Here is a 13760-nt window from a genome sequence, read left to right on the forward strand (position 1 = left end):
CACCGCCGCCTGGTCAGGCATCCAGGCAGGTGGGCCCCAGCAGGACTTTGAGGTCGCCGAACAGGGAGGGGTTCGGATTGACCCGCAGGTCCACGCCGAGCTTCATCACCTCGACCTTGCGCGAGCCGTTCAGCCGCACCTGCACCTCGGTGGTGCCCGGATGGGTGCGCAGCACGTCGCCCAGCGCGGTGACCACCGACTCGGTGGCCTTGAAGCTCGCCATCGAAATCACGACCGGCCCGGAGTGCCCGTCGCTCAGGTCCGGCACGGTGAGTTCCTGCGCATTCAGGGTGACGGCACCGTCGTCGCGGCGCTGCAGCCGGCCGCGGACCACCACGATCAGGTCTTCCGCGAGCACGGTGGCGATCGGCGCATAGGCCTGCCCGAAGAACATTACTTCCATCGAACCGCCCAGGTCCTCGACCTCGGCGCGGGCGTAGGCGTTGCCGCTGTTCTTGGCGATCCGGCGCTGCAGCGACGTGATCATGCCCGCGATGGTGATGATCTGCCCGTCCGGCGGGCCGTCTTCCCCGATCACCGACGTGATGGACATATCCGCGTGCTGGCTCAGGATCCCGTCCAGCCCCTGCAGGGGGTGGTCGGAGACATACAGGCCGAGCATGTCGCGCTCGAACGCGAGCTTGTCCTTCTTGTCCCACTCGGGCAGGTCCGGCACGTCGATCGAGAGCCCCCCGGCGGTTTCGCCGCCGTCGTCGAACGCGCTGAAGAGGTCGAACTGGTTGGCCGCCTCGTTGCGCTTGAGCACGATGACCGAGTCCACCGCTTCTTCGTGGATCATGGCGAGGGCGCGGCGCGGATGGCCCAGCGAGTCGAACGCGCCGGCCTTGACCAGCGATTCGATGGTGCGCTTGTTGCACACCACGGCCGGGACCTTCTGCAGGAAGTCGCTGAAGCTGGCGAAGTTGCCCTTCTCGTCGCGTGCGGCCACCATGGCGTGCACGACGTTGGCTCCGACGTTGCGGATGGCGCCCATGCCGAAGCGGATGTCCGTGCCGACGGGGGTGAAGTTCAGCGCCGACTCGTTCACATCCGGCGGCAGCACGGTGATGCCCATGTGCCGGCATTCGTTCAGGTACAGCGCCAGCTTGTCCTTGTCGTCGCCGACGGAGGTGAGCAGGGCGGCCATGTATTCGGCCGGGTAGTGCGCCTTCAGGTAGGCCGTCCAGTAGGACACCAGGCCGTAGGCGGCCGAGTGCGCCTTGTTGAACGCGTAGTCGGAGAAGGGCAGCAGGATGTCCCACAGCGCCTTGACTGCTGCCTCGGAGTAGCCGCGGTCCACCATGCCTTGGTGGAAGCCCGCATACTGCTTGTCCAGCTCGGACTTTTTCTTCTTGCCCATGGCGCGGCGCAGGATGTCCGCCTGGCCCAGCGAGAAGCCGGCCACTTTCTGCGCGATCGCCATCACCTGTTCCTGGTACACGATCAGGCCGTAGGTGGTATCCAGGATTTCCCGCAGCGGCTCTTCCAGCTCCGGATGGATCGGGGTGATTTCCTGGACGCCGGTCTTGCGCAGGGCGTAGTTGGTGTGCGAGTTCGCGCCCATCGGACCCGGCCGGTACAACGCGATGACGGCGGAGATGTCTTCGAAGTTGTCTGGGCGCATCATCTTCAGCAGGGACCGCATGGGGCCGCCGTCGAGCTGGAACACGCCGAGGGTATCGCCGCGGGCGAGCAGTTCGTAGGACGGGCGGTCGTCGAGGTCGAGCGTTTCAAGGTCCAGGTCGATGTCCTGGTTCATCTTGATGTTCTCGATGGCGTCCGTAATGATCGTCAGGTTGCGCAGGCCGAGGAAGTCCATCTTGATCAGGCCGAGGCCTTCACAGGTGGGATAGTCGAACTGCGTGATGACCTGGCCGTCCTGCTCCCGGCGCATGATCGGGATGATGTCGATCAGCGGCTCCGAGGACATGATGACGCCGGCCGCGTGCACGCCCCATTGGCGCTTCAGCCCCTCCAGGCCCAGCGCGGTTTCGAAGACCTTCGCGGATTCCTGGTCGGACTTGAGCAGTTCGCGCATCTCCTCGGCCTCGCCGTAGCGCTTGGCGTTGGGATCGTGGACTTCCTTCAGCGTCAGGCCCTTGCCCATGACGTCCGGCGGCATCGCCTTGGTCAGCCGCTCGCCGGTGGAGAACGGATAGCCCATGACGCGGGAGGAGTCCTTCAGCGCCTGCTTGGCCTTGATGGTGCCGTAGGTAACGATCATGGCGACGCGGTCGTCGCCGTACTTCTCGGTAACGTACTTGATCACTTCGGGACGGCGCCGATCATCAAAGTCGACGTCGAAGTCGGGCATCGAGACGCGGTCCGGGTTCAGGAAGCGCTCGAAGATCAGCCCGTGCTTGAGCGGGTTCAGGTCGGTGATGCGCATCGCGTAGGCCACCATGGAGCCGGCACCGGAGCCGCGGCCCGGACCGACGCGGATGCCGTGGTCCTTCGACCAGTTGATGAAGTCGGCGACCACCAGGAAGTAGCCGGGGAAGCCCATCTGGAGGATGATGCCGATCTCATATTCGGCCTGCTTCCGCACGTCGTCGGGAATCCCGTGGGGGAACCGGTAGTGCAGGCCCTTCTCGACTTCCTTGACGAACCAGGACTCCTCGTTCTCCCCCTCCGGCACCGGGAAGCGCGGCATGTAGGAGGCCTTGGTGTTGAACTCCACGTTGCAGCGCTCGGCGATCAGGAGCGTGTTGTCGCAGGCCTCCGGCACGTCGCGGAAGATGGCCCGCATTTCCGCCGGGGACTTCAGGTAGAACTCGTCGGCGTCGAACTTGAAGCGCTTCGGGTCGGCCAGCGTCGAGCCGGACTGCACGCACAGCAGCGCCGCGTGCGACTTGGCGTCTTCGGCATGGGTGTAGTGGAGGTCGTTGGTGGCGACGAACGGCAGCCCGAGTTCGCGGGCCAGTTTCCGCAGGTCGGCCTGCACGTTGCGCTCGATGTCCAGGCCGTGGTCCATCAGCTCGCAGAAAAAGTTTTCCTTGCCGAAGATGTCCCGGAAATCGGAGGCGGCCTGCTTGGCCTCGTCGTAGAGTCCCAGCCGCAGCTTGGTCTGGACCTCGCCGGACGGGCAGCCGGTGGTGGCGATCAGTCCCTTGCCGTAGGTCTGCAGCAGGTCGCGGTCCATCCGGGGCTTGTAGAGGTAGCCTTCCAGCGAGGCCAGCGACGAGGCGCGGAACAGGTTGTGCATGCCTTCGGTGGTCTCGGCCCACATGGTCATGTGGGTGTAGGCGCCGGCGCCGGAGACGTCGTTGCGCCCGCCGTCGCCCCACCGCACGCGCGTCTTGTCTGCCCGGGCGGTGCCGGGCGTCAGGTACGCTTCAACGCCGACGATCGGCTTGATTCCTGCGTTGCGGGCCTTGTTCCAAAAATCGAAGGCGCCGAAAACGAACCCGTGGTCGGTCGTCGCCACGGCGTTCATGCCCAGTTCGTCGGCGTGGCTGAACAAGTCGGTCAGCCGCGCGGCACCATCGAGCATCGAGTACTCGGTGTGGTTGTGAAGGTGGACGAAGGAATCGTTGCCGGTCTTGGATGAAGTCACTGCTGCCACCGTTTCATTCTAGGTGCCGGAGCCGGGCCGGTCCGGCTTACACGCGGTGTTCGGCCAGCGCCTGCAGCGCATAGGCCAGGTCCCGCGGGTACCCGCTCTCGTATTCGACCCACTCCCCGCTGCCGGGGTGGTGGAAACCAAGCTTCTTGGCGTGCAGCCACTGCCGGGTCAGTCCCAGCGCAGCGGCAAGTTTGGGATCCGCGCCGTACGTCAGGTCGCCGGCGCACGGATGCCGGAGCGCGGAAAAGTGCACGCGGATCTGGTGCGTCCGGCCGGTCTCCAAGTGCACTTCGACCAGCGAAGCCCTGCCGAAGGCCTCGATCACCTCATAGTGGGTGATCGAGTTGCGGCCGTCTTCGACCACGGCGAATCGCCAGTCGTAGCCGGGATGCCGGCCGATCGGCGCATCGATGGTGCCCTCCAGCGGATCCGGCAGTCCCTGAACCAGTGCGTGGTAGACCTTGTCCACCGTGCGTTCCTTGAACGCACGCTTCAGCAGCGTGTAGCCGTGTTCGGTCTTGGCGACCACCATGACGCCGGAGGTTCCCACGTCGAGGCGGTGGACGATGCCGGCCCGCTCGGCCGCTCCCGACGTCGAGATCCGGTATCCCCGGGCGGCCAGAGCGCCCACGACGGTCGGGCCGACCCAGCCCGGCGACGGATGCGCAGCCACGCCCACCGGTTTGTCGATGACGACGAAATCGTCCTCGTCTCCGAGAATCTTCAAATCCTCTACCTCTTCCACCACGACGGCGAGCGGATCCCGCTGTTCGGGTACGGCAATGCGCAGGCTCCCCTGCTGCGGAAGCTTCTCCGACTTGGCGATGGCCCGGCCGTCCAATTCCACGCGTCCGTCGCCGAAGAGTGCTGCGGCTGCCGAGCGTGACACTCCCAGCAGCGCGGCCACTGCGGTGTCGGCCCGCGCGCCGGCTGTCCGGCCGTCCAGTTCGACGACCCTGACCTCGTCAGTCACCGCTCTCGCCTGCCGCCTTGCCGTCGCCCGCCGGCTTGTCCCCGGCCTTGGCAGTCTCCCGGGTACCGTCCATGCCGATGCCCATGAACGTCAGCACGCACCACAGGATGACCGCTCCCACCACGGCGGAGTCGGCGATGTTGAAGATCGCGAAGTTGGGAAAAGCGATGAAGTCCACCACGTGGCCCACGCCGAAGCCGGGTTCGCGGAACAGCCGGTCGGTCAGGTTGCCCAGCGCGCCGCCGAGCAGGAAGCCGAGCGCCACGGACCACCACAAGGAGCGGACTTTGCGCGCGTAGACCAAGATCGCCGCGGAAACCGCCGTCATGACGATGGTGAACACCCACGTGTAGTCCTCACCGATCGAGAACGCGGCACCGGAATTGCGGATGAAATGCCAGTGCAGCAGCGGCGGCAGCACCGGGGTGATCTGGCCCTCGGTCATGGTGGACACGACCCACCATTTGGTCAGCTGGTCGAAGGCATAGGCGAAAGCAGCGCAGCCGGCCAGCAGCAGGATGAACCGGCCGCCGCCCTTGCGCTGTCCCGGTGCGGCCGGTGCCCCATCGTCGGGTCGATCGGCTGCCGGTGAAGTTTCTGACATGTCTCTCTCGTCTTCAGTGCCCGTCGGCGGCGCCGGAGCGCGGTGCCCAAAGCCAATGGCCGGCGGCAGGATAATCCCGGCGCCGGCCATTGGGAGCCCCGTGGCACAGGGCTGGCGGTTATCTTCCGCGCTTACGCGTCGGCGCTGTCCTTGACCTCGGGAGCAGCGAAGGAGCCGCGGGCTTCCAGGTCACGCAACTGGCCTTCGATGTACGCCTTCAGGCGGGCGCGGTAGTCGCGTTCGAAACCACGCAGCTGCTCCAGCTTGCGTTCCAGCACGGCCTTCTGCTGCTCGAGGTTGCCCAGGGTCTTACGGCTCTTCTCTTCGGCGTCATTGACCAGGCTGCTGGCTTCCAGCTGTGCTTCGGCAATGATCTTGTCCCGCTGCTCCACGCCGGCGGTGACGTACTCGTCGTGGAGCTTCTGGGCCATTGCCAGCACGCCTGCGGCCGACTCGGCGGTTGCGGTGTGCCCGGTCCCGGCTGCCGGAGCGGCCACGGGAGCCGGCTTCGGCTCTTCCTTCGGCTTGGGCTCTTCCTTGGGCTCTTCCTTGACCGGTTCCCTGACCTGCTCGGTCTTGGGGGCGGCGGAGACCGGAGCCGGCACGGAGGCCTCCGGACCCTGGTTCGACGTGGCTTCAGCCAGCTTCTTGCGAAGTTCGTCGTTCTCCTGGTTCAGCCGGCGGAGTTCGACGACGATCTCATCTAGGAAATCGTCGACCTCGTCCTGGTCATAGCCTTCGCGAAACTTAGTCGGCTGGAACCGCTTGTTGACAACGTCTTCTGGCGTCAAAGCCATCTGGTCACCTCATACTGGTTCGTGGGTCATGAATACAACGTGCTGGATTCATAACAACGGTAGCGAATATTCGCCGTGCAACGGACATCCGCCAGCTATATCTGAATCAGAATATATCGTTTCGGAGACGAACACTAACGCGCCCCCGGTCAAGCCAAACCCGCGACGATCGCCATCGCGATCGTCACGGCAAGGAACAACACCAGGAAGGCAAGATCGAGCGCAAATCCTCCGATCCTCAACGGCGGAATGAGTCGTCGCAAAGCCTTCATGGGAGGGTCGGTTACGGAGTAGACCGCGGAAGCCGCTACCAGCGCGATGCCGCGCGGCCGCCAGCGCCGGGCAAAGGCCTGCACGATTTCAAAGACGATCCGCACGATCAAGGCCAGCTGGAACAACATCAAGATCAGGTAGAGCAGGACGAAAATGATGGACACGCCGGTTCCACGATTCCTAGCGCTAGAAGGAGTAATACTGGCGGCACGCCTGCCGGAAGTAGCGGCGGGCTAGCTCTGGTTGAAGAAGCTGGCCTGCTGGTCGCTGGATTTCCGGTCCTCGCCCAGCACTTCCACGGTTGACGGCGAGAGCAGGAAGACCTTGTTCGTGACGCGTTCAATGCTGCCGTGCAGGCCGAAGACCAAGCCGGCGGAAAAATCGACCAAACGCTTGGCTTCCGCTTCGCCCATGTCCGTGACGTTCATGATCACCGGAATGCCGTCGCGGAAACTTTCGCCAATGATCTTGGCATCATTGTACGACCGCGGATGCACGGTGGTGATCTGGTGCAGCACGGTGGCGTCCTCGCGGGCCGACGGAGCGCGCTTGATAGGCGTCACCGGCGCCCGGTATTCCTCGGCAGCCTGTTTCACCGGCGCTGCGGGCTCGGGGCGGCGCTCCTGGCGGGGCTGGTCCACAGGCTGCTCCTCATCTCGAGCGGGCGTGTCTGCCTGCTCGGCTTCATAGTGCTCGTCACCATCGGCGAGCCCAAGATAAATCATTGTCTTGCGCAGTGTGCCTGCCATGGTAGCTCCCATCCTGTCTTCAGCGCTGCTGTCCGCCTTGCCGGGTCGCAGAATATCGGGCCCGGCAAGGAGTCTGCCTAGCCAAAACGCTACCCCACGGCCGGTCGCGGGCCGAGGACATCGGAGCCGACACGGAGGTGTGTCGCGCCCGCAGCGACCGCTGCTTCGAGGTCCTGGCTCATGCCCGCCGACACCAGTCCGGCGCCCGGGTGCTCTTCCTGAAGCCGCTGCGACAGCTCGACCAGCCTGCCGAAGGCCCGGGCGGGGTCTGCCCCCAGCGGAGCGACCGCCATCAGCCCGGCGGGGTTCAATCCCTTGGTGTCACCGAGGGCATCGGCCAGCGCCGGGATGTCCTCCGGTCGGGCACCGCCCCTGGCCGCTGTGCCGGCGGCCTGCCGCGTGCCGGTCTCGTCCAGGTCTACCTGGATCAGGCAGTCCAGGTGCGGCCGGGGTTCGAGCCCGGCCGACTCCCGCCGTTCCTGCTCAGCCGCCATGGCCTTGCCGAGGGCGGTGACGAGTTGCGGCCGGTCCACCGAATGGACCAGGTCCGCGTACCGCACCACGGATTTGGCCTTGTTCGTCTGCAGTTGCCCGATGAAATGCCAGCGGAGCCCCGCACCGGCAAGCTCGGCGGCCTTCGCGGCTGCTTCCTGGTCCCGGTTTTCGCCGACGTCCGTGACGCCCAGGTCATGCAGCAGCGCGACGTCGGAAGCCGGGAAAAACTTCGTCACCACGATCAATTCCGGCTCCGTGGAGCGTCCCGCGGCGGCCCGGGCGATCCGGGTCCGGACACGTTCCAGGTTCGCTGCCAGTTCGGACTTCCGGGTCTCGGTACTCATGCATCCTTCCAGACAAGGCCGGCGAACCGGCCGGTGCGTTGATCGCGCCGGTAGGAGTACAGCCTGTCGTCCTCCCGGGTGCAGCCGCCCACTTGGTGCACGTCCACACCGAGCCCGGCCAACTCTGCCCTGGCTCCCGCGGCAAGGTCCAGGGCCGGGGTCCCCCAGGCTGTCCTCGCCGACAGTTGGGGAATCCTGGCAACCGCCTCGGCCTGCATCTGCTCGGGGACCTCGTAGCAGGCCCCGCAGATGGAAGGCCCGATCCACGCCTGCAGTTCGCCGGAGCCGGCCTCCCGAAGCCGGGCGGCGGTGTTGGCCAGCACCCCGTCAAGCAGTCCGCGGCGGCCGGCGTGCGCCACGGCGGTGGCGGCACCGCCGTCCGGCAGCGTCCCCGCCAGCACGACAGGCAGGCAGTCCGCCACCATTACCGCAAGCGGCGCCGCGCCGTCGGCACTGATCAGCGCATCGGCCGTCACTGCTCTTTCCGCCGTCTCGGCTTCCCCGCCCCCGGCCGGGATGACGGCGGCGACGGCAGAATGCACCTGGTTCATGAACCGCAGCGAACCGGCCGGTACGGACATGGCATCTTCCAGCGACGCGCGCCGCCGGAGCACGGTGTCGGAGTCGTCCCCGACATGCAGGCCAAGATTGCCGGTCGAGCGGTCGGTAAAAGCGGCCCACACGCCGGTGCGGACCCGCTGCTTCCACCAGAACACTGCCGGACCTGTCTTCGGGGGTTACTTCAGGAAGTCCGGTACGTCCAGGTCGTCGACGCGGCCTGCGCTCAGGTCCGGCTCCACGATGGCCGGCAGATCCATGTCGAAGCCGGCATCGGCGGGAACTTGCTGCGACTGCGGCACGGCGCCGCTGAAGCTGTGCTCCATGGGCTCCGAGACGGGCACCGAGGGCTGTGCGGCGGGAACGGCGGGCGTACCGGCCGGGGCGCCGGCGGGCTTCTGGGCCGGGGCGGAGGTGACGTCCACCTGGTCAAAGCCGGCGGCGATGACGGTAACCCGGGCCTCGTCGCCGAGCGCGTCGTCGATGACGGCGCCGAAGATGATGTTCGCCTCGGGGTGCGCGACTTCCTGCACCAGCCGTGCGGCCTCGTTGATTTCGAACAGGCCCAAATCCGATCCGCCCTGGATCGACAGCAGCACGCCGTGCGCACCGTCGATGGATGCTTCCAGCAGCGGAGACGCGATGGCCAGTTCGGCGGCCTTGACGGCACGGTCCTCGCCGCGGGCGGAGCCGATGCCCATCAGCGCGGAGCCGGCTCCCTGCATCACGGACTTCACGTCCGCGAAGTCGAGGTTGATCAGGCCCGGGGTGGTGATCAGGTCGGTGATGCCCTGCACGCCGGAGAGCAGCACCTGGTCGGCGGACCGGAAGGCATCGAGCATGGAAACGTTGCGGTCGCTGATGGACAGCAGGCGGTCGTTGGGGATCACGATGAGGGTGTCGACTTCGTCGCGAAGCGTCTCGATGCCGCTTTCGGCCTGGTTCGACCGGCGGCGGCCCTCGAACGTGAACGGGCGGGTGACAACGCCGATGGTCAGGGCGCCGAGCGACCGGGCGATCCGCGCCACCACCGGTGCGCCGCCGGTGCCGGTGCCGCCGCCTTCGCCGGCGGTCACGAAGACCATGTCCGCCCCGCGCAGCACCTCCTCGATCTCTTCGGCATGGTCCTCGGCGGCCTTCCGGCCCACCTCAGGATCGGCGCCGGCGCCCAGACCACGGGTGAGTTCGCGCCCGACGTCGAGCTTGACGTCTGCGTCACTCATCAGCAGTGCCTGAGCGTCGGTGTTGATGGCGATGAACTCCACGCCGCGGAGTCCCACCTCGATCATCCGGTTGACGGCATTCACGCCACCGCCGCCGATGCCGACGACCTTGATGACGGCCAAGTAATTCTGCGGTGCTGCCACGTCCTGTGTCCCTTGCTCGAGTCTGTGCACTGATCAGTTCTGCCGGAGCGGGCGGGTACCCTGTCCGGTAGTTTCACTTAACCTTAACCCTCAGCTTGAAGGTTAGAGTTATGTCAAGTAGTTCCTATTCGAGACGCTAGACGCAAGCCCCGGCTCACACAACGACCTTGCTCCGCGTGTCGCGCGATCCCGGAATGTTGCGCTTTTCCTCTCCCGCTCAACGGGTCACCGGACGCGTGGGGGTGCTCACGTCGATGACGCTCGCCTTGTCCTTGACACCCTTTGCCTGCAGCAGCGCCTGCAGCACGGTCGCCTTGAGTTCCTGCTCCCCCGCGTTGCCCCACAGCACTTTCTGGCCGCTGGCCAACTGGAGTTCCACCGAGTCCACCGACTGCGCGGACGCGTGCTTGAGCTGTTTCAGGACGTCGGGCGGCAGCGCGGCGAGCACGCCGGTGATGGACGCGAAGACATCCGGGTTTTCGGCGGCCTTGGCTCCGTCGATCAAGGGCAGTTTGGCCTCGCTGCGCTTGGCGACCGACGCCAGCTCCGTCCCCGATTCGTCGATCAGCACGAATTTCCTGCCGTCCTTGAGCACAGCCACGGGTGTGTGCTCGATGATCCGTACATGCAGTTCCGACGGCGGCCTGGCGATCACTTCCACCGACTCCACGGCCGGCAGGTGGCCGACCCGGTCATAGACGTCCCGCTCTCCGATCCGGGCCAGCGGCGTGCCCGTGAGCGGTTGCAGTGCCTCGGTGAGTGTTGCGGACTCGGTCAATTCGGCGCCTTCGACGGTGATGGTCTTCACGGCCAGCGCCGGCGACAGGAAGATGACCGACATCAACACCGCGAAGAGCACGACCACAACGCCGGCCGCGATCAACAGCCGGCGCCGCGTCTTGCGCGCTGCCGGTTCGGGGAAGCTGACAACGGTGGTATCGGCGGGGTCCGCCCCTCCCGCGGTGCCCTGTACCGTCCGCTGGTCCCGCCACCGCGCCAGCAGGGCAGCTGCCCCGCCCCGCTTGGTTTCGGGAGCGTGCCCGGTGCCCGTTGCCTTCCCCGGCGCGCGGGATGCTCTTCCGGCGAGGGACGAGGTGCGGGCGCCGGACTTGGGCGAACGCCGCGGCTGTGCCGCTCCCCCGGACCCGGGTGTCCGCGGCGGCGCCGCCGCCCCGGCCGCCGCCCTGACCGCGGTGGCGCCGCCCGCGCCGGAAGGCCTGCCCGCTCCGCGCGGGGTGGCGCGCGGGGCGGGCCTGGCCGCCGGCGCCGGCTTGGCTGCCGTGGCGGACTCAGCGGCGGGCATGGCCGACACCCTGCCGGTGTTGATCCGCACCCCCGGATCCCGGCCGGCGTCCGTACCCCGGCCCGCGTCCGCCGCCGCTGCCTGATGCGGCTGCTGCCCGGTGGCCTCCGGCCGGCGGGGGGCTTCCGGCTGCCGGGGGGCGGCGGGACGCGCAGCGGGAGTGCGTGGCTTGCGCGGACTCATCGCGCCGCCGCTGCGGCCTGCCCCAGGGCCTCGACCAAGACCGGCCCGTATTGGGTCACGTCTCCGGCGCCGACGGTCAGCACGATGTCCCCGGGTTGGGAGCGGGACACGATGTCTCTCACCGCCTGCCCCGAATCCGGTGCATAGCTGCCGGGCGCCAGCCGGCTGGTGATCAGTTCGCTGGTGACGCCCGGGATCGGATCTTCGCGGGAGGCGTAGATATCGAGGACGGCGGCCGAGTCGGCCAATTGCAGGGCCCGGGCGAATTCCGCCGCGAATTCCCGGGTGCGGGAAAACAGGTGCGGCTGGAACAGGACATGCACCGCGTGGCCGCCGGCCACCTTGCGCGCGGCCGTGAGGGCTGCGTGGACCTCGGTGGGATGGTGTGCGTAGTCGTCGAACACGCGTACGCCTGCCGCCGTGCCTTTGGCCTCGAACCGCCTGGCCGCCCCGGTGAACCCGGCCAGTCCATCGGCTGCGGCGGCCGGATCGATGTCCTGCGTGATGGCGACGGCGAGGGCGGCGGCGGCGTTGCGGATGTTGTGTTCGCCCGGCACCTGCAGCCGCAGCGTGCAACTGCCGCCGGAGTATTCGATCCTGCTGGTGCTCCCCGAGCCGGCGAATTCAGTCCCTTCGATGCGCACCTGGGCGTCGGCCGCGTAGCCGTAGCCCAGCACGCGGCCTCCTGCGCCGGACGCTGCCGCCCGCTCCGCCAAGGCGCGGGCGCCGTCGTCGTCGAGGCAGGCCACCAGGGTGCCGTCGGCAGGAAGCAGTGCGGCGAACCGGTCGAAGGAGGCGTACACGGCCTCGGCTGACCCGTAGTGGTCCAGATGGTCGGCCTCCACATTGGTCACCACGATGACCTGCGGCCGGTAGTTGAGGAACGAGCCGTCGGATTCGTCGGCTTCGGCGACAAACAATTCGCCCTGCCCGTGGGCGGCGTTGACGCCCAGCGCCGCCACATCGCCGCCGATGGCGAACGAAGGGTCGCATCCGGTTGCCTGCAGCATCACGGTAGCCATGGCCGTGGTGGTGGTCTTGCCGTGGGTGCCGCCGACGGCGATCAGCCGCTTCCCGTCCATCGCGGCGGCCAGCGCCACCGAGCGGTGCACGATGTTCAGGCCGGCGGCGGCGGCGGCCTGCAGTTCGGGGTTTTCCGGCCGGATGGCGGTGGAGACCACCACCGTGTCCGCGCCGGCGACATGGGCCGCCTCGTGGCCGACGAAGACGCGTGCACCGAGCGCCTCCAGTTGGCGCAGGACCGCTGAGTCGTTCGCATCCGAACCGGATACCGGCACGCCGCGGGCCAGCAGGATCCGTGCGATGGCGGACATTCCGGCGCCGCCCAATCCAATGAAGTGCACGGCGCCGAGGTCGCCGAACGGCAGCCGGGCCGTGGTGTGGAAATCAGCGGCTTTCATCTGTGGTCCTCCCTGCTGCCTCGAGCACCAATTGTGCCATTCGGATGTCCGCGTCGCGGATTCCCAGGGCGTGTGCCGCCGCGGACATCTGCTGCAGCCGCTCCGGGTTTTTCAGCAACGGAATCAGCTCGTCCGTGACCCAGCGGGTTGTGAATTCGCCGTCGCGGACCTGCACGGCCCCGCCGGCCGCCACGAGGGAGGCCGCGTTCAGGGCCTGTTCGCCGTTGCCGTGCGGCAGCGGGACCAGCACGGACGGCAACCCCACGGCGGCTATCTCGCACACCGTGGCCGCGCCCGCGCGGGCCAGCAGGAGGTCGGCCGCCGCGTAGACATCCTGCATGCTGTCCACAAATTCCACCTGGTGGTAGCCGGGGGCGGCGAGCAGTTGCCCGTCGGCGTCCCGCAGCGCTTTGTTCCGCCCGGTGATGTGCAGCACCTGGACGCCTGCCGCGGCAAGCTCCTGCAGCGAAGCACCGATGGTGCGGTTGATGCTCAGCGCGCCCGAGGAGCCGCCGGTGACAATGAGGGTCGGTTGGTCCGGCGCCAGCCCCAGCCGCCGGCGCGCGGCCTCGCCTGAGGCTTCCCGGTCCAGGGTGGAGATTTCGGGCCGCATGGGCATGCCGACCCAGCGGGCGCCGGGCAACTGCGTGTCCTTGAACGCGACCGCGACCCACCGGGTCAGCCGTGCCCCGACGCGGTTGGCCAGCCCCGGGCGGGCGTTGGCTTCGTGGATCACGATCGGCACCCGGCGCAGCCGGGCGGCGATGTAGACCGGAGTGCTCACATACCCGCCCACGCCAACCACGACGTCGGCCCGCGCGCCGTCGAGGATGCCCGCGGCCTGGCGCACTGCCGCGGCGAACTTGAACGGCAGCTTCAGCAGGTCGAGGGACGGGCGGCGCGGCAGCGGCACCCGCCCGATGGTGGCGAGTCGGTATCCGGCCGCGGGGACCAGCCGGGTCTCCATGCCGACGGCGGTGCCCACGGCGAGGATGCGGGCCGTGGGGGCGGCTTGGACGACGGCTCCGGCGATGGCCAGCAGCGGGCTGACGTGCCCGGCGGTGCCGCCGCCGGCCAGGACAACAGAGGGCTCGGAAGTGTTCATGGTGTTGCTGGAGTACCTTCTGC

Annotated in this window: 12 protein-coding genes; all 12 read right to left on the bottom strand. The window is 67.7% G+C overall.

The window, feature by feature from the left end:
• Positions 1–13 precede the first annotated feature (13 nt).
• On the bottom strand, positions 14–3493 hold the full coding sequence (gene dnaE / locus AC5RUK_RS04565) for a DNA polymerase III subunit alpha (RefSeq protein ID WP_494151541.1): 3480 nt from the start codon (positions 3491–3493) through the stop codon (positions 14–16).
• Positions 3494–3602: 109 nt separating this feature from the next.
• Positions 3603–4538 carry an RluA family pseudouridine synthase gene (locus AC5RUK_RS04570; protein WP_493987462.1) on the bottom strand — a complete coding sequence of 312 codons (936 nt, stop codon included), beginning with the start codon at positions 4536–4538 and terminating at the stop codon, positions 3603–3605.
• Positions 4531–5142 (bottom strand): signal peptidase II, encoded by a 612-nt coding sequence (gene lspA, locus AC5RUK_RS04575; protein WP_493987463.1) that lies wholly within the window; start codon positions 5140–5142, stop codon positions 4531–4533. Before lspA ends, AC5RUK_RS04570 begins: the two co-directional genes overlap by 8 nt.
• 131 nt (positions 5143–5273) lie before the next feature.
• On the bottom strand, positions 5274–5939 hold the full coding sequence (locus AC5RUK_RS04580) for a DivIVA domain-containing protein (RefSeq protein WP_493987464.1): 666 nt from the start codon (positions 5937–5939) through the stop codon (positions 5274–5276).
• A gap of 149 nt (positions 5940–6088) precedes the next feature.
• A complete protein-coding gene (locus tag AC5RUK_RS04585; protein ID WP_493987465.1) occupies positions 6089–6376 on the bottom strand; it encodes a YggT family protein in 288 nt (95 codons plus the stop codon).
• A 69-nt stretch (positions 6377–6445) separates the two neighbouring features.
• A complete protein-coding gene (locus AC5RUK_RS04590; RefSeq protein ID WP_493987466.1) occupies positions 6446–6961 on the bottom strand; it encodes a cell division protein SepF in 516 nt (171 codons plus the stop codon).
• 89 nt (positions 6962–7050) lie between these two features.
• Positions 7051–7800 carry a YggS family pyridoxal phosphate-dependent enzyme gene (locus AC5RUK_RS04595; RefSeq protein ID WP_493987467.1) on the bottom strand — a complete coding sequence of 250 codons (750 nt, stop codon included), beginning with the start codon at positions 7798–7800 and terminating at the stop codon, positions 7051–7053.
• On the bottom strand, positions 7797–8516 hold the full coding sequence (locus AC5RUK_RS04600) for a purine nucleoside phosphorylase YfiH/LACC1 family protein (RefSeq protein ID WP_494151491.1): 720 nt from the start codon (positions 8514–8516) through the stop codon (positions 7797–7799). The genes AC5RUK_RS04595 and AC5RUK_RS04600 overlap by 4 nt, the downstream gene beginning before the upstream one ends.
• Before the next feature lie 21 nt (positions 8517–8537).
• Positions 8538–9725 (bottom strand): cell division protein FtsZ, encoded by a 1188-nt coding sequence (gene ftsZ, locus AC5RUK_RS04605; protein ID WP_493987469.1) that lies wholly within the window; start codon positions 9723–9725, stop codon positions 8538–8540.
• A gap of 217 nt (positions 9726–9942) precedes the next feature.
• Entirely contained in the window at positions 9943–11028 is a 1086-nt protein-coding gene (locus AC5RUK_RS04610) for a cell division protein FtsQ/DivIB (protein ID WP_494151492.1), read from the bottom strand.
• 179 nt (positions 11029–11207) lie between these two features.
• Positions 11208–12632, bottom strand: a complete 1425-nt coding sequence (gene murC, locus AC5RUK_RS04615) for a UDP-N-acetylmuramate--L-alanine ligase (RefSeq protein ID WP_494151493.1) — start codon at positions 12630–12632, stop codon at positions 11208–11210.
• Entirely contained in the window at positions 12619–13737 is a 1119-nt protein-coding gene (gene murG, locus AC5RUK_RS04620) for an undecaprenyldiphospho-muramoylpentapeptide beta-N-acetylglucosaminyltransferase (protein WP_494151494.1), read from the bottom strand. Before murG ends, murC begins: the two co-directional genes overlap by 14 nt.
• Positions 13738–13760 lie beyond the last annotated feature (23 nt).

Source organism: Arthrobacter sp. Y3223065, assembly GCF_059090885.1.

What these genes read in the sequence shown, in the direction of transcription:
- dnaE (WP_494151541.1), bottom strand. Translation starts at nt 3,493, where the DNA reads ATGCTCGATGGTGCCGCGCGGCTGACCGACTTGTTCAGCCACGCCGAC.
- lspA (WP_493987463.1), bottom strand. Translation starts at nt 5,142, where the DNA reads ATGTCAGAAACTTCACCGGCAGCCGATCGACCCGACGATGGGGCACCG.
- AC5RUK_RS04580 (WP_493987464.1), bottom strand. Translation starts at nt 5,939, where the DNA reads ATGGCTTTGACGCCAGAAGACGTTGTCAACAAGCGGTTCCAGCCGACT.
- AC5RUK_RS04590 (WP_493987466.1), bottom strand. Translation starts at nt 6,961, where the DNA reads ATGGCAGGCACACTGCGCAAGACAATGATTTATCTTGGGCTCGCCGAT.
- AC5RUK_RS04595 (WP_493987467.1), bottom strand. Translation starts at nt 7,800, where the DNA reads ATGAGTACCGAGACCCGGAAGTCCGAACTGGCAGCGAACCTGGAACGT.
- AC5RUK_RS04610 (WP_494151492.1), bottom strand. Translation starts at nt 11,028, where the DNA reads ATGCCCGCCGCTGAGTCCGCCACGGCAGCCAAGCCGGCGCCGGCGGCC.
- murC (WP_494151493.1), bottom strand. Translation starts at nt 12,632, where the DNA reads ATGAAAGCCGCTGATTTCCACACCACGGCCCGGCTGCCGTTCGGCGAC.
- murG (WP_494151494.1), bottom strand. Translation starts at nt 13,737, where the DNA reads ATGAACACTTCCGAGCCCTCTGTTGTCCTGGCCGGCGGCGGCACCGCC.